This window comes from Streptomyces sp. TM32 (genome assembly GCF_004122755.1).
Classification (GTDB): Bacteria; Actinomycetota; Actinomycetes; order Streptomycetales; family Streptomycetaceae; genus Streptomyces; species Streptomyces sioyaensis.
Genome location: NZ_SDIG01000140.1, coordinates 1 through 18141, shown reverse-complemented (window position 1 = coordinate 18141; position 18141 = coordinate 1). Strand labels below are relative to the sequence as shown.

General features: G+C 70.7%; 16 protein-coding genes and 1 riboswitch. Of the genes, 4 read left to right on the top strand and 12 right to left on the bottom strand.

Features of this window, described 5'->3' with window-relative positions; all coding sequences use genetic code 11:
• Positions 1–120: 120 nt before the first annotated feature.
• The 9 genes from EST92_RS24640 to EST92_RS24600 form a co-directional block, all read right to left on the bottom strand.
• Positions 121–1530 carry a M1 family metallopeptidase gene (locus EST92_RS24640; RefSeq protein WP_129282986.1) on the bottom strand — a complete coding sequence of 470 codons (1410 nt, stop codon included), beginning with the start codon at positions 1528–1530 and terminating at the stop codon, positions 121–123.
• A 97-nt stretch (positions 1531–1627) separates the two neighbouring features.
• Positions 1628–2719, bottom strand: coding sequence for a dipeptide ABC transporter ATP-binding protein (locus EST92_RS24635; protein ID WP_129282989.1), 1092 nt, complete (start codon positions 2717–2719; stop codon positions 1628–1630).
• 29 nt (positions 2720–2748) lie between these two features.
• The gene (locus EST92_RS24630) at positions 2749–3888 is read right to left on the bottom strand and encodes an ABC transporter ATP-binding protein (protein ID WP_129282985.1); all 1140 of its coding nucleotides are present in this window, start codon (positions 3886–3888) and stop codon (positions 2749–2751) included.
• Positions 3885–4895: an ABC transporter permease gene (locus tag EST92_RS24625; RefSeq protein ID WP_129282984.1), complete on the bottom strand. Its 1011-nt coding sequence runs from the start codon at positions 4893–4895 to the stop codon at positions 3885–3887. The genes EST92_RS24630 and EST92_RS24625 overlap by 4 nt, the downstream gene beginning before the upstream one ends.
• A gap of 77 nt (positions 4896–4972) precedes the next feature.
• The gene (locus tag EST92_RS24620; RefSeq protein WP_129282983.1) at positions 4973–6724 is read right to left on the bottom strand and encodes an ABC transporter substrate-binding protein; all 1752 of its coding nucleotides are present in this window, start codon (positions 6722–6724) and stop codon (positions 4973–4975) included.
• A gap of 86 nt (positions 6725–6810) precedes the next feature.
• Entirely contained in the window at positions 6811–7809 is a 999-nt protein-coding gene (locus EST92_RS24615) for an ABC transporter permease (protein ID WP_129250191.1), read from the bottom strand.
• Between the two features lie 394 nt (positions 7810–8203).
• The gene (locus tag EST92_RS24610; protein WP_129250192.1) at positions 8204–8995 is read right to left on the bottom strand and encodes an enhanced serine sensitivity protein SseB C-terminal domain-containing protein; all 792 of its coding nucleotides are present in this window, start codon (positions 8993–8995) and stop codon (positions 8204–8206) included.
• Between the two features lie 177 nt (positions 8996–9172).
• Entirely contained in the window at positions 9173–9970 is a 798-nt protein-coding gene (locus EST92_RS24605; RefSeq protein ID WP_129282982.1) for an enhanced serine sensitivity protein SseB, read from the bottom strand.
• Between the two features lie 130 nt (positions 9971–10100).
• Positions 10101–10784, bottom strand: a complete 684-nt coding sequence (locus EST92_RS24600) for an AAA family ATPase (protein WP_254068991.1) — start codon at positions 10782–10784, stop codon at positions 10101–10103.
• Positions 10785–11059: 275 nt separating this feature from the next.
• Positions 11060–11155: riboswitch (glycine riboswitch) on the top strand.
• A 151-nt stretch (positions 11156–11306) separates the two neighbouring features.
• Here EST92_RS24600 and gcvT point away from each other — a divergent pair.
• From gcvT to EST92_RS24580, 4 genes are all read left to right on the top strand, one after another.
• Positions 11307–12434 carry a glycine cleavage system aminomethyltransferase GcvT gene (gene gcvT / locus EST92_RS24595; RefSeq protein ID WP_129282981.1) on the top strand — a complete coding sequence of 376 codons (1128 nt, stop codon included), beginning with the start codon at positions 11307–11309 and terminating at the stop codon, positions 12432–12434.
• Between the two features lie 129 nt (positions 12435–12563).
• Positions 12564–12941, top strand: a complete 378-nt coding sequence (gcvH, locus tag EST92_RS24590) for a glycine cleavage system protein GcvH (protein ID WP_129282980.1) — start codon at positions 12564–12566, stop codon at positions 12939–12941.
• A 95-nt stretch (positions 12942–13036) separates the two neighbouring features.
• Entirely contained in the window at positions 13037–14296 is a 1260-nt protein-coding gene (glyA, locus tag EST92_RS24585; RefSeq protein ID WP_129282979.1) for a serine hydroxymethyltransferase, read from the top strand.
• A 489-nt stretch (positions 14297–14785) separates the two neighbouring features.
• The gene (locus EST92_RS24580; RefSeq protein WP_129282978.1) at positions 14786–16168 is read left to right on the top strand and encodes an L-serine ammonia-lyase; all 1383 of its coding nucleotides are present in this window, start codon (positions 14786–14788) and stop codon (positions 16166–16168) included.
• A gap of 99 nt (positions 16169–16267) precedes the next feature.
• Here EST92_RS24580 and EST92_RS24575 read toward each other — a convergent pair whose 3' ends face one another.
• From EST92_RS24575 to EST92_RS24565, 3 genes are all read right to left on the bottom strand, one after another.
• The gene (locus tag EST92_RS24575) at positions 16268–16576 is read right to left on the bottom strand and encodes a hypothetical protein (protein ID WP_174244120.1); all 309 of its coding nucleotides are present in this window, start codon (positions 16574–16576) and stop codon (positions 16268–16270) included.
• Between the two features lie 154 nt (positions 16577–16730).
• Positions 16731–17486 carry a phosphatase PAP2 family protein gene (locus EST92_RS24570; RefSeq protein ID WP_129282977.1) on the bottom strand — a complete coding sequence of 252 codons (756 nt, stop codon included), beginning with the start codon at positions 17484–17486 and terminating at the stop codon, positions 16731–16733.
• Positions 17483–18088, bottom strand: a complete 606-nt coding sequence (locus tag EST92_RS24565) for a phosphatase PAP2 family protein (protein ID WP_129282976.1) — start codon at positions 18086–18088, stop codon at positions 17483–17485. The genes EST92_RS24570 and EST92_RS24565 overlap by 4 nt, the downstream gene beginning before the upstream one ends.
• Positions 18089–18141: the final 53 nt, after the last annotated feature.

Here is an 18141-nt window from a genome sequence, read left to right as displayed (position 1 = left end):
GGAGCACCCGCCGGGCGGGAGAGAGCCCACACGGCCTCGGGCTTCGAGCCTCGGGCTTCGAGCTTCGGGCCTCGGGCCTCGGGCCTCGGGTCTCGAACCTCCGGCCTCAGCCTTCCGCCCCTACTTCCCCGGCAGCGGCGGCTTGCTGTCCGTGTTGAGCCAGGTCTGGAACAGGTCGTCCAGCTGCCGGCCGGAGATCTTCTCGGCGAGCGCGATGAACTGGCCGGTGTCGGCGTTGCCGTAACGGTGCTGGGCGGTCCAGGCCGGCAGCAGCTTGAAGAACGCCTTGTCACCGATCCGCTCGCGCAGCACCTGGAGCGTCATCGCGCCCCGCTGGTAGACCGAGCTGGCGAACATGGTGTCCCGCTGGGGGTCGGCGATCTTCTGCTTCCAGAAGTCGTCGTCGGCAGGGATCTGGTTGTAGACCTTGCGGAAGGCGTCGTGGGCGCTGAGGGTCCCGCGGTGCTCGGACCACAGCCACTGCGCGTAGCTGGCGAAGCCCTCGTTGAGCCAGATGTTCTTCCACTGCTTGACGGAGACCGAGTCGCCGAACCACTGGTGGGCCAGCTCGTGGACGATGGTGGACTCGCTGCGCACGGCCGAGTAGACCGGCTTGGACTGCACCTCCAGCGAGAAGCCGGCCTCCGGCATGTCGTCGACGATCGCCCCGGTCTCCTCGAAGGGGTACGGACCGAAGATCTTGGACCAGTAGTCGGTGGCCTCGGCGGTGATGCCGTAGACGTCGACCTTGCCGGTGGGCAACGTGGGGTCGGTGGCGACGTAGATCGGGGTGCCGCCGGGGGTGGTGCCCGTACGGATGTCGAACTTGCCGATGGTGGCGGTGGCCAGGTACGTCGCCATCGGGCGGTTCTCGCGCCAGTGGGCGTAGGACCGGCCGTGCGCCTCCCCCGAGTTGACGAGCCGGCCGTTGGAGACGCCGGTCAGGCCCTTGGGGGCGTCGATGCGGATGTCGTAGGTCGCCTTGTCGCTGGGGTGGTCGCTGGAGGGGAACCACGTGGAGGCGGCGTTGGGCTCACAGGCGACGAAGACGCCGTCCTTGGTCTTCATCCAGCCGTAGTCGGAGCCGAAGATGATCGGCCCGCCCAGCGGCTTGGGGACGCCGTGGTAGGCGAGGGTGACGGTGAACTTCCGGCCGCGGTGCAGCGCGAAGTCCGGGCGGATGGTGATCTCGTCGCCGGATCTGGCGAAGTGGGCCCGGCGGCCGTTCACCCGTATCGAGTCGACCGTCAGCTTCTGCAGGTCGAGGTCGAAGGAGGAGAGGTTCTGGGTGGCCCGGGCGGTGAGGGTGGTGCGGCCGTCGAGGCGGCCGCTGCTGGGGTGGTAGCTGACACCGAGGTCGTAATGCAGGGCGTCGAAGCCGCCGTTGCCCAACTTGGGGAAGTAGGGGTCGCCGACTCCGGCGGCACCGGCGGACGCACCGGGCGCCGCGGCGATCGAGGCGGTCGCGGCCACGGCGGTGGCCAGGGCCAGCCACCGGGAGGTGCGACGCGCAGAACGGGAGAGTGCCATGAGCCATCCCTTCGGACACACGGATGAAGATCGAACAACCGTGCTGACTCTGCACTCTCCCGCTGCGTCTTGCCCAGGACTTTGCCAAGTCCAGGCGTTATTCGCCGGTTGAGGCCTTACCGCCGGCGGGACCGTCGGCCCGCGGACCGACCGCCGGTGCCGGGTCGTCGGCGTTCTCCGGGTGGTGGCAGGCCACCTGATGGCCGGTCCGCAGCGCGACCAGCGGCGGCTCGGTGGTGGTGCACACCTCGGTGGCCTTCCAGCAGCGGGTACGGAACCGGCAGCCGGAGGGCGGGTCGATCGGCGAGGGCACATCGCCCTTGAGCAGGATCCGGTCGCGCTGGGTGCGCCGCTTCGGGTCGGGCACCGGCACCGCGGAGAGCAGCGCCTTGGTGTACGGGTGCATCGGCGTCCCGTAGAGCGCCTTGCGGTCGCTCAACTCCACGATCTTGCCGAGGTACATCACCGCGATCCGGTCCGAGACGTGCCGGATGACCGAGAGGTCGTGGGCGATGATGACGTACGTCAGGCCCAACTCCTCCTGGAGGTCGTCCATGAGGTTGACGACCTGCGCCTGGATGGAGACGTCCAGCGCGGAGACCGGCTCGTCGGCGACCACCAGCTTGGGCTTGAGCGCCAACGCCCGGGCGATACCGATGCGTTGCCGCTGGCCACCGGAGAACTCGTGCGGATAGCGGTTGTAGTGCTCCGGGCTCAGGCCCACCAGCTCCAGCAGCCGCTGCACCTCCTTCTTCACCCCGCCCTCGGGCTCGACGCCCTGGAGCCGGAAGGGGGTGGAGACGATGCCGCCGATGGTGTGCCGCGGGTTCAGCGAACCGTACGGATCCTGGAAGATCATCTGCACGTCACGGCGCATCGGCCGCAGCCGGCCCGGCGACAGATGGGTGATGTCGCGGCCCTGGAACTCGATGGAGCCGCCGGTCGGTTCGTCGAGCCGGGTGATCAGCCGGCCCATGGTCGACTTGCCGCACCCGGACTCCCCGACGACGCCGAGCGTCTCCCCGGGCCGTACGTCGAAGTCGATCCCGTCGACCGCCTGCACCGCCCCGGTCTGCCGCTTGAGCAGCCCTTTGGTGATCGGGAAGTGCCGCACCAGGCCGCGGACCCGCAGCAGCGGCTCGGGGTCGGCGGCCGCCTTCGCGGCCTCGGTCCCCTTCTGGAGCGGGATCTTCTTGCTCTGGTCGTCCGTCGTCTCGGTCACAGCTTCGGCGCAATCTCTTCGGTCCAGATCCGCTCCCGCTCCTCCTGCGGCAGGTGGCAGGCGGAGAAGTGCCCTCCCCCGCCGGCTACGCCCCCATTGGCGGGGGTGCCCCCACTGCCGGCCTCGCGCAGTTCGGGACGGATCGTACGGGTCAGGTTGTCCTCGGGGACGTCCGCGTACGGGCAGCGGGGGTGGAAGGCACAGCCGGACGGGACGTTGATCAGGCTGGGCGGGGAGCCCTTCACCGGGATCAGCCGGTCCGTCTGGTCCCGGTCGATGCGCGGCATGGAGCCGAGCAGGCCCCAGGTGTAGGGGTGCTGGGGCGCGGAGAAGACCTTCTCGGCCGGGCCGCGCTCGACGCACCGTCCGCCGTACATCACCAGCAGGTCGTCGGCGAGCTCGGCGACCACCCCGAGGTCGTGGGTGATGATGATGACCGCCGAGCCGAACTCCTTCTGCAGATCGCGGATCAGGTCCAGGATCTGCGCCTGGACGGTGACGTCCAGGGCGGTGGTCGGCTCGTCCGCGATCAAGAGCTCGGGGTTGTTGACCAGCGCCATCGCGATCATGGCGCGCTGGCGCATCCCGCCGGAGAACTGGTGCGGATGGTCGTCGACCCGCTTGTCGGGCTGCGGAATGCCGACCCGGTCGAGCATCTCGACGGCCCGCTTGCGCGCGGTCTTCTTGTCCACGGCGTGGTGGACGCGGTAGGCCTCCACGATCTGGGTGCCGACCGAGTAGAAGGGGTGCAGCGCGGACAGCGGATCCTGGAAGATCATCGCCATCTCGCGGCCGCGCAGCCGGCGCACCTCGTCCGGCTCGGCGGAGACCAGCTCCTTGCCGTCCAGCCAGATCTCGCCGGACATGGTCACCTTGCTGCGCTGCTGGCGCGCGGCGCGGTGCAGCCCCATCACGGCGAGCGAGGTCACGGACTTGCCGGAGCCGGACTCGCCGACGATCCCGAGCGTCTTGCCCTTCTCCAGGCTGAAGGTCAGCCCGTCGACGGACTTCACCACGCCGTCGTCGGTGGGGAAGTGGACCCTGAGATCGCGCACGTCGAGGAAGGCGGCCGGCTGCGCTGCCTTCTCGGGGGCGGCCGTCGCGGTCCCCTTGTTGTCCTCGGAGGAATCGGTCACGAGAGCCTCACCCGCGGGTCGACGGCGGCGTACAGAACGTCCACCACCAGGTTGCACAGGACGATGAAGAACGCGGCGAGCAGGGTGACGCCGAGAATGTTGGGCAGGTCGTTGGCGTTGATCGCCTCGACGGCGAAGGCACCGACTCCCTTGAGCGAGAAGACCTGTTCGGTGATGAGCGCACCGCCGAGCAGCAGGCCCAGGTCCATGCCGAAGACCGTGATGATCGGGGTGAGCGCGGCCCGCAGACCGTGCCGGACGACCACCTTGCGCTCCCGCAGGCCCTTGGCGCGGGCGGTGCGGATGTAGTCCTCGCTGAGCGTCTCCAGCATGCCCGCCCGGGTGAGCCGGGCGTAGAGCGCGGAGTAGAGGAAGGCCAGGGTGACCCAGGGCAGGACCAGGGTCCGGGCCCACAGGAACGGATCCTGCATCAGCGGCACGTAGTCGCTGCGCTCGAAGATCGGCCACTGGTAGGTGAACAGGGCCAGCGCCAGGGCGCCGGTGAAGAACATCGGGAGGGAGACGCCCGCCAGCGCCACGGTCATGGCCATCCGGTCGAAGACCGAGCCGGGGCGCAGCGCGGAGAGCACGCCGGTCGCGACGCCGGAGACCACCCACAGCACGGCCGCGCCGGCGGCCAGCGAGAGGGTCACCGGAAGCCGGGACTGGATCTCCGGCCAGACCTCGATATGGGTCTTGAAGGAATAACCGAAGCACGGCACATGGCACTTTGCCGCTTCCGGTCCGAATTTGTAGTCGACGCCGACGAAAATGCCCTTGAGGAAGTCCCAGTACTGCTCGAACACCGGCTTGTCCAGGCCGAGGTTCTTCTTCACCGCCGCGATGTCCGCGGGTGTGGGGGCCTTTCCGATGTATTGCTGGGCAAGCTGGTCGGTGGTCTGCCCGGCCAGCTTCGGCAGCAGGAAGAAGATGCCGAACGTGACCGCGCTGACGATCAGCAGCAGGACCACTGCGCTGATCAGCCTGCGGATGATGTACGAGAACACGGGGACGCGGCGCCGGCGCCGCGGGCCGGCCGGAACCGGCCCGCGGACGCCCTGCCTTCACCTGCCTTCCAGGGCTGCTACTTCTTGACGCCGATGTTGAGGTAGTCGTACTCACCGCTGAAGGCCGAGGTGGACACCAGGTTGGTGGCCTTGGGCGAGCGGTACATCAGGACCTTGAAGTAGGTCAGCGGGACGATCGCGGCCTGCTCCATCGCCTTCTTGTCGATCTCGGCGTACGCCTTCTCGCGGGCCGCCTTGTCGGTGTTGGCGATGGCGCTGTCGAGCAGCTTGTTGATCTCCGGGTCGTCCAGCTGCGACAGGTTGGAGTTGCCGGACTGGCCGATCGCCTTGCCGTGCAGGATCTGCTGGAGGTAGCCGTAGCCGGTGGGGAAGTCCGCGCCCCACTGCATCATCATCAGGCCGACGTTGTTCTTCTTGTCGAACGCCGGTACACCGGCGTAGTCCGAGAAGTACTTGCTGGACGGGTAGGACTGGATCTTGGCGGTGACGCCGATCTTCTTGAGCGACTCGATGACCGAGGTGGCCGCGTCGACCTCGTCCTGGCGGTCGTTGCGGGCCAGGATCGTGGTCGTGGTCCTGCCCGCGCCGCACGCGTCCCAGTGCTTCTTGGCCTCGGTCACGTCCAGCTTGTCGCCGCTGTACTTCTGCGGGTACAGGTCGTACTTCTGGTAGCCGTCGATGTCGGTCGGCAGCACCGTGGAGGCCACGTCACCGCGGATCGGGCCGCCGAGCGAGGTCTGGACGGCCTTCTTGTCGATCGCGTACTCGACGGCCTTGCGGCACTCCAGCTTGTCGAACGGCTTCACCTTGGTGTTGATCGCCGTGTAGACGAGGCGCTGACCGAGCGCGTTGTCGGTCTGGGCCTTCTGCTTGGGGTCGGTCAGCAGCTGGGCCTGCGTCTGCCCGTCGACACCGCGGCCGGCCAGGTCCACCAGGGTGTTGCCCGACTGGAGGTCCTTGTCGATGGTCGACTGGGCGACCTTCAGATTCAGGACGATCTTGTCCGGCAGCTGCTTGCGCAGCGGGTCGGTCGCCGCGGACCACTGCGGGTTGCGGACCAGGGTGAGCTGCTTGCCCTCCTGGTAGTTCTGGAACTTGTACGAACCGGTGGACAGCACCGCCTTGGTGTAGTCCGCGCCCTTGTCCTTGGCCTGCGGGACCGGCGCGGTCTGCGGGGCGCTGACCAGGTAGTCGAACTCGGCGAACGGCTTCTTGAGGTGGAAGACGACCGTCTGCGCGTCGGGGGTCTCGATGGACTTCAGCCCGGCCTTGCTCTTGTCCTTGTAGGGACCCTTGTAGCCGCCGTCGTTGTCCTTGAGGAACTGCTGGAAGTAGTTCGGGCCCAGCGAGAGGGTGTCGCGCGCGAAGTTGCTGCGCTCGACGGCGTACTTGACGTCCTGCGAGGTGACCTCGGAACCGTCCTCGTACTTGACGCCCTTGCGGAGCTTGTACGTCCAGGTCTTGCCGCCGTCGCTGGACTTGCCCATCGACTCGGCGAGGTCCGGGACCAGCTGGTTGCCCTTGCTGCCGGGGCCCGGTTTGAAGGTGGTCAGCGGGCGCGCGTAGAGCCGGCTGAAGTTGTAGACGAAGGCGTAGTAGGTGTTGCCCGGATCGAACGACTCGGGGGCGTCACTGATCGCGTAGGTGACCGTGCCCCCCTTCGCGTCCGAAGCGTTGACGACGCCCTTGGTGGCGGCGTTCGCCTCGCCCGAACCGCTTCCGGAATCCTTGCCCCCGCTACAGCCGGCCAGCAAAAGGCCCGCACTGGTGATGGCCGCAACCGCCGCGACCGGAACTGACCTTCGCATGATGGTCGGTGCCCCTTCGTTCGTCGAGAAAGGTCAAAACATCAAAAACGCAGGTGGGACATGTGAGCGGGCGCCCCGCACCGCCGTCACCGGCTGCGCGGGTCCAGCGCGTCCCGCAGACCGTCACCGAGCAGGTTGAAGGCGAGCACGGTGACGAAGATCGCGAGGCCAGGGACGATCATGTACTGGGGGTCGACCTCGTAGTACTTGACCGCCTGGTTGAGCATGCCGCCCCAGGACGCCTGGGGCGGCTGGATGCCGACGCCGAGGAAGCTCAGGGCGGCCTCGAAGAGGATGTTGGAGGGGATCAGCAGGGTGGAGTAGACGATGATCGGCCCCACCAGGTTGGGCAGCAGCTCCCGGAAGAGGATGAACGGGCCGCGCGCACCCATGCCGCGGGCGGCGTCGACGAATTCGCGCTCCCGCAGCGAGAGCGTCTGGGCGCGCACGATCCGCCCCATGTACGGCCAGTTGAAGAAGCCGATCACGAAGATCAGCACCGAGATGTGCAGCGGCAGGCCCTCCAGGCCGAAGGCGCCGCCCTGCAGCGAGGCGGAGATCGCGATGGCGAACAGCAGCAGCGGGAAGGCCAGGAAGACATCCATCATCCGGCTGATGAAGGCGTCCACCCGCCCGCGGTAGAAGCCGGCGACCACCCCGAGGACGGTGCCGAGGGCGACCGACAGCAAGGTCGCGCCGAACGCCACGATCAGCGACACCCAGGAGCCCTCCAGGACCCGGGCGAGCAGATCGCGGCCGAACTTCGGGTCCACGCCGAGCGGATGGTCCGCGCTCATGCCGCCCAAGTCCCCCTTGGGAAGCGTGGTGTTGGGGTCGATCAGCGCCTGGTTCGGGTTGTCGGGGTCCAGCCCCAGCAGCGCCTGGATCGGCCGGGAGAGCGCCGCGACGAGGACGAGCAGGATGACAACGATGGCACCGGCCACCGCGACCTTGTCCCGCCGGAAGCGCAGCCAGGCGATCTGACCGAGCGAACGCCCCTCGATCCGCTTTCCTTCCACGCCCTTCAGCACCGCTTCCGGCTGCGCCTGGGCAGCCGCCCCGGTGGTCTCGATCGGTGCGGTCACGGTGCCTTGACCCCTCTCGGCCGGCAGTGACCGGCCCACATCCCCGCCGCGTAGCGGCCTGCTTCACATCACTGGTGCAAGTCCTGCGGATTTCCCGGAAATTCGCGCAATGGAATTCGGGGATTCGCGTGACGTCGTGCGGGATGACACTCGTAGAAAGAACCGAGGTCCTCTGCTGCCGGAGTCTTCATCCGAGTTGCGATCACTCACCAGACCCGGTCAGGAAAGGATGCGTAACTGTGATGTGGGCCGCGGCTTTCCGTTATACGGACATCAACGCGGTCTGAGCGGGGCGCACCACCGCAGGAAAGGGGCTCAACCGCGGGGCAAAGCGGGAGAATTCACCCAGGAAAGGCGTCAGGAACGACGCGCCGTGCGGTGCCGGTGCGGCGGGTCAGTACGGGCGCGGATAGCCGTAGCCGTACGAGGCGGCGGGGGGCTGCTGCTGGGCGTAGCCGTCACGGTCGAAGAAGGGGCGCGTGGAGGCCCGCATCCACAGGGCGACCGGGTCGTACTCGTCGTTCATCGCGACCGTGGAGACCGGCAGACCGTCCGGCACCGCGCCGATCGACTGCTGGATCATCAACCGCGCGGAATCCACCGCCTGCTGGCCGGTGTCGTACAGATCCAGGCCGACCGCCAGATACGGGGCACCGAGCGCGGGCTGCACCCAGGCCCGGCGCAGCGACCGGACGGCGGGCGTCCGGTGGGCGTTCTGCGCGAGCAGCGCATAGAACTGCGGGATGTCGATGACCGGCTCGGAGATCCGCAACGGCCCGGCGGGCAGCCGGTCGAGCCCTCCGGCGATCCGGCGCAGATCGAGCCAGGGGATGCCGACGCCGCCGCCGGGCGCGTGCGGGTTCAGCCACAGGCCCCAGCGGTCGGGGAAGAGTGCGGCGGCGATCTCGGGGCCGGTGACCACCTCGTGGTCACGGTTCCAGCCGGAGGCGGCGAGCTCGGGCGCCGAGGTCACACAGGGTGCATAACCGAGCCCGTCGACCTCCATGTTGCCGTACTGCGCGTCGGCCGCTCCGGCCCGCCCCTGCCAGAGCAGCATCCAGACCTGGCCCGCGGCGAGCGCGTGCAACAGCGCCTCATAGGCGTCATAACGGCCGGGCGAGACCTGCTGGAGCAGCTGCTCCAGCTGCCCGGCCGCCGCCGGCCCCTGATGCGCACCCGCGCTCACGTCGTCCGTCCCTCCTGTCAGCAGGGCACGTGTGGGTGCGCCCGCCCGTCATCCAACCAGCTTAGGGCTTGCCGAGGGGCCAGGGTCGGAAGGCCGCGGCATCGGGGTACCCCCGGCGTTGGCCGGAGGAGCGCCGTGCCTGAGGTCGCGGACCCGGCCCGGCCGCTCCGCAAGCCCTTACGGGTGGTCCCGAGAGTAGAAGGGCCGCACCCGCTCCAGCATCCAGTCGGCGACCGGGTCCCCCTGGGCGAGATCGAGCATGACGAGCTGCACGGGCCAGGGCACCGGTACGGCGCCGAGCGCACGTCCGAGGGCCGACAGTACCGCCTCGCGGGCCGTGCCGTCGTGCACGGCCGCGGGGTCGGCCGCGACCTGAACACCGACGAAGAGCGCGGGCGTGTCGCCCTCGACACTTGCCAGGGCACGCCGGGCAGTCAGGACAATTCCGGCGGCGGAGAACTCCAGTCCGGCGGCGGCGAGGAAGTCCACCGGCTCGTCCTGCCAGTCCGGTTCGAAGAGCCGCACCCGGCCGCCGCTCGGCGCACCGTCCGTTCCCTGCTGTCCGGCCCGGCACAGTTCGAAGACCGCGGCGGGCGGCAGCGGGACGCCTATCGTGCCCTCGGGATTGACCACGATGCCGACCTGCGGCGGCAGCCCGCGGGCGAACTCCCGTGCCGGGGCGACGGTGAAGGACAGGTGCGATCCGACCACCCGCAGGAACTCCTGCTCGGAGCTGTAGACCGGGACGTAGGGCGCACCGTCGAGCTCGACGGTGGGCAGATCGAGGCCGCGGGCGCCGGGGCCGGCGCTCTGCGGGCCGCCGCCGTTGGGCAACGGCACCCATACCCGGCTGCGGCCCAGGACCTCGACGATCCGGCCGCCCGCACCCGGATGCCCGACCGCGGCGGCCAGCACCTCTTCGAGCTCGTTCGCCGGCCACGCCAGCTGCGGTATCCCCTGCTCCGGAAATGTCATGTCAACCCACCCGTTCCAAACCGCACCTTCTGGCCGACGACCCCTGGGGGCTGCCCGCTGGTTCAGACCCTAGACGAGAAAGCGCGCGCGGAAACCCTCGGGGCACGGGCCCGCCGCGGGGCCGCCGCGCTCAGTCGAAGCCGATCGTCTCCAGGGTATTCGCCGCCCGCCGGTCGAGCAGGACCGCCGAGCCGACCCCGTACGGCAGCCGGTCCGCCTCCGCCGCGCCGACCAGCCGGCCCACCGCCCCGCGATGACGCGCGAAGGCGTAGCCCGACACCCCGCGCCCCCGCGACTCCTGGCCGGACAGCGCCACCTCCGGCGGCACGTCGAGCAGCACCAGATGCAACCCGCGGCCGCCGCGCACCGCGGAGCGGGCGAGCCAGCCGCGCACCCACGCCAGCGTCCCGCAGTCGTGCACCACCACGCTGTCGCCGGAGCGCAGCGCACGGCGCAGCGCCAGATAGTGGGCGGCCCGGACCAGCGGGCGGTAGAGGGCGTAGGGCAGCCGGCGCAGCCGGCCGCGCTCCCAGCGCTCGCGGACGTCCTGCGAATCGATGCGGTGCACCAGGGCGCCGCGCCGGTCCAGCGGCGGCACCACGCGGTGCATCAGGGTGCTCTTGCCGCTGCCCGGCAGCCCGGAGACCACCACCAGATCACCGGCCGGGAACCGCAGCTCGACCACGCCGCGCGCCCGCCCCGCACCCCGCAGATCCACGACCCCGGCGCGGCGGCCGGGCCGCAGGACCGTGCGCCGCGGACGGCCGCCGCGGGACACCGCGGCGGCCGCTCCCGGCACGCGGCCGGGACGCACGGCCTCAGTGGGCACGACCTCTGAAGTGGCACCGTATGCCGCTTCTCCGTGCACCGTGATCACCCTCCCCGTCCGGTTCTGTTCCGGTTCGAGTCCGTCCCGTACCCGCAGAGTGTCAAGAAAAGGTAATGCCCATCAAGACGGTTGCCCGATCCGCCCACGTCATGGGCGGGCCGCCCACCAGGGCTGCTGTATCGGGCGATCCCGTGCAATGATGTGGCCGCCACGTGCACACCGCGTCTCACTTGTGCACCGCCAACTCCATACCGGCCGCTTGAACCCGCGCGGGAGAGTCCCCGGCCGCCATGGCGGGGCGCCGAAGGAGCAAGTCCTCCCTTGAATCTCTCAGGCCCCTATACCGCACGGGCGAGGCAGATCTGAAAAGCGAGTCACCGCCCGGTTGACGGGGTGGCTCCACCCAAGGTGCAAACCGGGTCCGTTCGCGGGATCCCGGTGAACCTCTCAGGTTCCGATGACAGATGGGGAGAACGTCCTCTCACCCATGCCTGGGAGCCCAGAACCATGACTGATGCCCCCCGCCGTACTGCCTTGGATGCCACCCATCGGGCGCTCGGCGCGACCATGACCGACTTCGCCGGCTGGGACATGCCGCTGCGCTACAGCAGCGAGCGCGACGAGCATGTCGCCGTCCGCACCCGCGCCGGCCTTTTCGACCTCTCCCACATGGGCGAGATCACCGTCACCGGCCCGCAGGCCGCCGATCTCCTCGACTACGCGCTGGTCGGCAACATCGGCGGCGTGAAGACCGGCCGCGCCCGCTACACCATGATCTGCGAGAAGGACGGCGGCATCCTCGACGACCTGATCGTCTACCGCCTGGCCGACCAGGAGTACATGGTGGTCGCCAACGCCTCCAACGCCCAGGTGGTGCTGGACGCGCTGAGCGCGCGGGCGGGCGGTTTCGACGCCGCGATCCGCGACGACCGCGACGCCTACGCGCTGCTCGCGGTGCAGGGTCCGGAGTCCCCCGGCATCCTCAAGGCGCTGACCGACGCGGATCTGGACGGCCTGAAGTACTACGCGGGTCTGCCCGGCACGGTCGCCGGCGTCGAGGCGCTGATCGCCCGTACCGGCTACACCGGCGAGGACGGCTTCGAGCTGTTCGTCCGGCCGGCGGACGCGGTGGCCCTGTGGGAGGCGCTGTCCGCGGCCGGCAAGGACGCCGGGCTGGTGCCCTGCGGTCTGTCCTGCCGCGACACCCTGCGCCTGGAGGCGGGCATGCCGCTGTACGGGCACGAGCTCACCACCGCGACCACGCCGTTCGACGCGGGCCTGGGCCGGGTCGTGAAGTTCGAGAAGACCACCAACAACGGTGACTTCGTCGGCCGCGCCGCGCTGGCGGCGGCCGCCGAGCGCGCCGAGACGAACCCGCCGCGCAAGCTGGTCGGTCTGCTCGCCGAGGGCCGCCGGGTCCCGCGCGCGGGCTACCCGGTCGTCACGGCCGACGGCACGGTCATCGGCGAGGTCACCTCCGGGGCGCCCTCCCCCACCCTGGGCAAGCCGATCGCCATCGCCTATGTCGACGCGGCCTACGCCACCCCGGGCACCGAGGGTGTCCACGTGGACATCCGTGGAAGCCATGAGCCGTACGAGGTCAGCGCGCTGCCCTTCTACAAGCGGCAGAAGTAGCGGGCCGCTCCCGCCGGGAGCCGCCCGCGGCGCGCACCCGTGCGTCGCACTGTGCAAGATCCCTTCCCTTGGCTCCGCCAGGGGCGACCCGCTTCACGACCACACCCTCGCGTACAGGAGAATCGAGCCATGAGCAACCCCCAGCAGCTGCGCTACAGCAAGGAGCACGAGTGGCTGTCGGGCGCCGAGGAAGGCGTCTCGACGGTCGGCATCACCGAGCACGCGGCCAACGCGCTCGGCGACGTCGTCTACGTGCAGCTCCCCGAGGTCGGTACCACGGTCGCGGCGGGTGAGACCTGCGGCGAGCTGGAGTCGACCAAGTCGGTCAGCGATCTCTACTCGCCCGTCGACGGGGAGATCACCGAGATCAACGAGGACGTCGTCAACGACCCCTCGCTGGTGAACTCCGCCCCGTTCGAGGGCGGTTGGCTGTTCAAGGTGAAGACCAGTGGTGAGCCGGCCGAGCTGCTCTCGGCCGACGAGTACGCCGCGTTCATCCAGGGCTGAGCCGCCGGCTCCCCGTCCGCCACCGCCGAGTGGAAGCTCCCCCGGCCTCCGTCCGGGAGATCCCCATCGCGCCCCTGACTCCCCAGGAAAGACTCATGTCGCTTCTGAACAGCTCCCTCCATGAGCTCGACCCCGATGTCGCCGCCGCCGTCGACGCCGAACTCCACCGCCAGCAGTCCACCCTCGAAATGATCGCGTCGGAGAACTTCGCCCCCGTCGCCGTCATGGAGGCCCAGGGCTCCGTCCTCACCAACAAGTACGCCGAGGGCTACCCCGGCCGCCGCTACTACGGCGGCTGTGAGCACGTCGATGTCGTCGAGCAGATCGCCATCGACCGCATCAAGGCCCTGTTCGGCGCCGAGGCCGCCAACGTCCAGCCGCACTCCGGCGCGCAGGCCAACGCCGCCGCCATGTTCGCCCTGATCAAGCCGGGCGACACCATCCTGGGTCTCAACCTCGCCCACGGCGGGCACCTGACCCACGGCATGAAGATCAACTTCAGCGGCAAGCTCTACCACGTGGTGCCCTACCACGTCGACGAGAAGACCAACCTGGTCGACATGGAGGAGGTCGAGCGCCTCGCCAAGGAGCACCGCCCCAAGCTGATCGTGGCCGGCTGGTCCGCCTACCCCCGCCAGCTCGACTTCGCCGCCTTCCGCCGGATCGCCGACGAGGTCGGTGCCTACCTCATGGTCGACATGGCGCACTTCGCCGGCCTGGTCGCCGCCGGGCTGCACCCCAACCCGGTGCCGCACGCCCACGTCGTGACCACCACCACGCACAAGACCCTGGGCGGCCCCCGCGGCGGCGTCATCCTCTCCACCCAGGAGCTGGCCAAGAAGATCAACTCCGCGGTCTTCCCCGGCCAGCAGGGTGGGCCGCTGGAGCACGTCATCGCCGCCAAGGCCGTCTCCTTCAAGGTCGCCGCGTCCGACGACTTCAAGGAGCGCCAGCAGCGCACCCTCGACGGCGCCCGGATCCTCGCCGAGCGCCTGGTCCAGGACGACGTCAAGCAGCACGGCGTCTCCGTGCTGTCCGGCGGCACCGACGTCCACCTCGTCCTGGTCGACCTGCGCGACAGCGAGCTGGACGGCCAGCAGGCCGAGGACCGGCTCCACGAGGTCGGCATCACGGTCAACCGCAACGCCATCCCCAACGACCCGCGGCCGCCGATGGTGACCTCGGGCCTGCGCATCGGCACCCCGGCGCTGGCCACCCGCGGCTTCACCGCCGACGACTTCCGCGAGGTCGCCGACATCATCGCCGAGGCCCTCAAGCCGGCGTACGACGCCGACGCCCTCAAGGCCCGGGTCACGGCCCTGGCGGAGAAGTACCCGCTCTACCCGTCGCTGTGACGCGTCTCATGCGCTGACCTTCCCCTGGCCCGTCGGCGACGGCGGGCCAGGGGTGGCGGGACGGGATCACAGGGATGACAGGGATCACCGGGCGCTCCGCCCGGGGCCGCCCTCCTGGCTCACCCCACAAGAGCCCTCCCCCTTTCTCCCTCTTCTCCCCTTCTTTCCCCTACTTCCGCGGGACCCCGGTACGTCCGGCTCCAGCTGCCCGGCCCTCCCCCGCGCCCGGCCACTGACCGAGCCCGCGTCCGCGTCCCCGGCCGGGCCCGCAACCGGGCCCCGGCGGCCGGAATCCGGGCCCCGCCCGGCACCCGCCGCGGCTCCGTATCCACCCCGACACCGGCCGTTCCCCCCGGCGACGGATGCCCTTCGGTCTCCGTCCGGAGGCAGCGCGTCCGGTCCGCGTTACGCTCGACAATCGGCGCAGAAACGTACCTCCTGCTCCATTGCTCCACCGTCCACCACGAGCAGACAAGGGAGTCCGCCACCGTGGCCATCTCCGTCTTCGACCTCTTCTCCATCGGCATCGGCCCCTCCAGCTCCCACACCGTCGGCCCCATGCGCGCCGCGCGGATGTTCGTCGGACGGCTCAAGAAGGACGGCCTGCTCTCCCAGACGGTCAGCGTCCGCGCCGAACTCTTCGGCTCCCTCGGTGCCACCGGCCACGGCCACGGCACCCCCAAGGCCGTCCTCCTCGGCCTGGAGGGACACTCCCCCCGCACCGTCGACGTCGAATCCGCCGACGACGAGGTGGAGCGGATCCGCACCACCAAGCGCCTGCGGCTGCTGGGCGCCGAAATAGGCGGCGCGCACGAGATCGACTTCGACGAATCGTCCGAGCTGATCCTGCACCGCCGCCGCGCGCTGCCCTACCACGCCAACGGCATGACGCTCTTCGCCTACGACGGCACCGGCGCGCCCCTGCTGGAGAAGACGTACTACTCCGTGGGCGGCGGTTTCGTCGTCGACGAGGACGCCGTGGGCGAGGACCGGATCAAGCTCGACGACACCGTCCTGACCCACCCCTTCCGCACCGGCGACGAACTGCTGCGGCTCTCCCGCGAGACCGGGCTGTCCATCTCCGCCCTGATGCTCCAGAACGAGAAGGCCTGGCGCACCGAGGACGAGATCCGCACCGGACTGCTGGAGATCTGGCAGGTCATGCAGGGCTGTGTCACCCGCGGTCTGAGCCGCGAGGGCATCCTGCCCGGCGGCCTCAAGGTCCGCCGCCGCGCCGCCCACTCCGCCCGCCAGCTGCGCTCCGAGGGCGACCATGCCGCCCGCGCCATGGAGTGGACCACGCTCTACGCGATGGCGGTGAACGAGGAGAACGCCGCCGGCGGCCGGGTGGTGACCGCCCCCACCAACGGCGCGGCCGGCATCATCCCCGCCGTCCTGCACTACTACGTCAACTTCGTGCCCGGCGCCGACGAGGAGGGCGTCATCCGCTTCCTGCTCGCGGCCGGCGCGATCGGCATGCTCTTCAAGGAGAACGCCTCGATCTCCGGCGCCGAGGTCGGCTGCCAGGGCGAGGTCGGCTCCGCCTGCTCGATGGCCGCCGGCGGCCTGGCCGAGGTCCTCGGCGGCTCCCCCGCCCAGGTCGAGAACGCCGCGGAGATCGGCATGGAGCACAACCTCGGCCTGACCTGTGACCCGGTCGGCGGCCTCGTCCAGATCCCGTGCATCGAGCGCAACGGCATGGCCGCGGTCAAGGCCGTCACCGCCGCCCGCATGGCCCTGCGCGGCGACGGCCACCACCATGTCTCCCTCGACAAGGTCATCAAGACCATGAAGGACACCGGCGCCGACATGAGCGTCAAGTACAAGGAGACGGCGCGCGGCGGGCTCGCGGTGAACATCATCGAGTGCTGAGCGCACGGCGCCGCTGAACCGTCGGCGCCGGGGAGCGGAGGGGCCGCCGGCGGGACCGGCGGCCCCTCGCTCATGGGCCGGGCCGTGCGCGCCGGTGGGCTACCGGCCGATCTCCCAGGCGAAGGGCGGCAGTTCACGGGCCCGGGAGTAGATCTCCAGGGCCTGGCCCGCCGGGACGAAGGGGTGGACCCGGGCACCTTCGAGGCCGGCCAGTACCCGGGCGCAGTGGTGGACACAGCCGGCGACCTCCCGGCCATGACGGTCGACGAGGGTCGCGGCGTCGTGCGGTCCCTCGCACGGGGTGGGGTCCCTGAGCGCGGCGGCCGGGCAGCGGCCGCGGGAGGCGCGCGAGGCGCCGGAGGCGCGAGTGGCCCGGTACGGCACCGGGGCGTCGAGTGGCTGGTTCATCGTGGAGTCCCCCTGACGGTGCGGTGGTACGTGCCGTGGGCGGTGGGGGTGGCGGGACGGCCGGAGGGCGCCCGCCGTCCCGGTGCCCAGGACAGTGCTGCTCGGCGCGGGACGCGTCCATGCCGCCTTGGGGAAGACCTGGTCGGATCGTCAGCTATTCGTGGGAATGGGCGCTGCCCGGCCGCGTACCGCCACGGTCGACAGGGTCCGGGCGGGGAACGGCGAGCGGCTCCAGGAGCAGCGCGAGACAGAGCAGGGTGGCCGCCAGCAGCCAGCCGCCGACGACATCGCCCGGCCAGTGGACGGCCAGGTACACGCGGGTCAGGCCGACGCCGGCGGCCCAGAGGGCGAGCACCGCCCACCAGGTGCGGGCGCGGGCGGGACCGACGCGCCGGGTGATCCCCCAGGCCAGGATCCCGGCCGCGAGTACCGAGGTGGTGGCGTGGCCGGAGGGGAAGGCGTAGCCGGAGGCGGGGCCGGCCCAGTCGACGGCCGGCGGCCGGGGGCGGGCGAGCAGGTCCATCAGGCCGTAACGGATCGCCTGGCCGGCGGCGAGGACGAGGACGGCGCAGCCCACCGCGCGCAGCCGGCCGCGCGCATCCCGGCCGGCCAGCAGCCCGGCGAGCACCGCCAGGAGATAGGGGACGGCGCCGGTGCCGGTGGCGGTCAGCACCCGGGCGAGGGAGCGCAGTGGCTGTCCGTGGTGGGCGGCGGACCAGTGGACGGCGGCCCGTTCGGGGGCGAGCGGGACGCCGTGGCGCACGGACACGGTGACGGCCGCGGCGGTGAAGAGCGCCGCGCAGACCGCGGCGACGGTGAGCGGCGGGCGGACGGCGGGGCCGGGACGCGGGCCGGGGCCGCGCCGTGCGGTCTGCGGTTCCGGCCCCGGCGGCGGCCCGGACGCGGTCACCGGGCGGCCACCAGGGGACGCAGCCGGGAGGCGCGGATCCGCTCGACGGTGGGGCCGGCGCGGCGGGCGAGCGGGGTGGCGAGCCAGGCGACGAGGGCGCCGACGAGCAGGCCGACGACGACGTCGTGCGGGTAGTGCGCGCCGACCCAGACGCGCGAGGCCGCCATCAGCAGCGCGGCCGGCACCGCGATCCGGCCCAGTTGCCGGTCGCCCAGCAGCAGGGCGACGGCGGCGGCCGCCGCGATGGCGGAGTGGTTGCTGGGGAACGACCAGTCGCCGGGGCCGGGACAGGCCTCGACGGTGACGGTGTGCAGCGTCCGACAGGGCCGCTGTTCGTCGAAGACCGACTTGACCAGGTCGTTGACGGCGTAGGCGAGGACCACCACGACGGGGGCGGCCAGTGCCCCCGCCATCGCGCCGGGGGCACCGTGGCGCGCCCGCCACCATGCGATCAGCATCAGGACGGCGAAGAGGCCGAGGCCGTAGTCGGTCCCGTAGGAGACGAGGGTGTTCAGGCCGTGCGGGGCGTGCTGCGCCAGGCCGGTGATCCGGGTGTACAGGCCGCCGTCTATGGAGGCGCCGCCAAAGGCGAGGTGGTTCACGGGTTCTCCTGGGCGGTGGTGCGTACAGCGCGGTGGGGCGTGGGGAGCGGGGG

Excerpts from the sequence above, each read along its gene's own strand:
- EST92_RS24640 (WP_129282986.1), bottom strand. The coding sequence starts at position 1,530 with ATGGCACTCTCCCGTTCTGCGCGTCGCACCTCCCGGTGGCTGGCCCTG.
- EST92_RS24620 (WP_129282983.1), bottom strand. The coding sequence starts at position 6,724 with ATGCGAAGGTCAGTTCCGGTCGCGGCGGTTGCGGCCATCACCAGTGCG.
- EST92_RS24605 (WP_129282982.1), bottom strand. The coding sequence starts at position 9,970 with ATGACATTTCCGGAGCAGGGGATACCGCAGCTGGCGTGGCCGGCGAAC.
- gcvT (WP_129282981.1), top strand. The coding sequence starts at position 11,307 with ATGACTGATGCCCCCCGCCGTACTGCCTTGGATGCCACCCATCGGGCG.
- gcvH (WP_129282980.1), top strand. The coding sequence starts at position 12,564 with ATGAGCAACCCCCAGCAGCTGCGCTACAGCAAGGAGCACGAGTGGCTG.
- glyA (WP_129282979.1), top strand. The coding sequence starts at position 13,037 with ATGTCGCTTCTGAACAGCTCCCTCCATGAGCTCGACCCCGATGTCGCC.
- EST92_RS24575 (WP_174244120.1), bottom strand. The coding sequence starts at position 16,576 with ATGAACCAGCCACTCGACGCCCCGGTGCCGTACCGGGCCACTCGCGCC.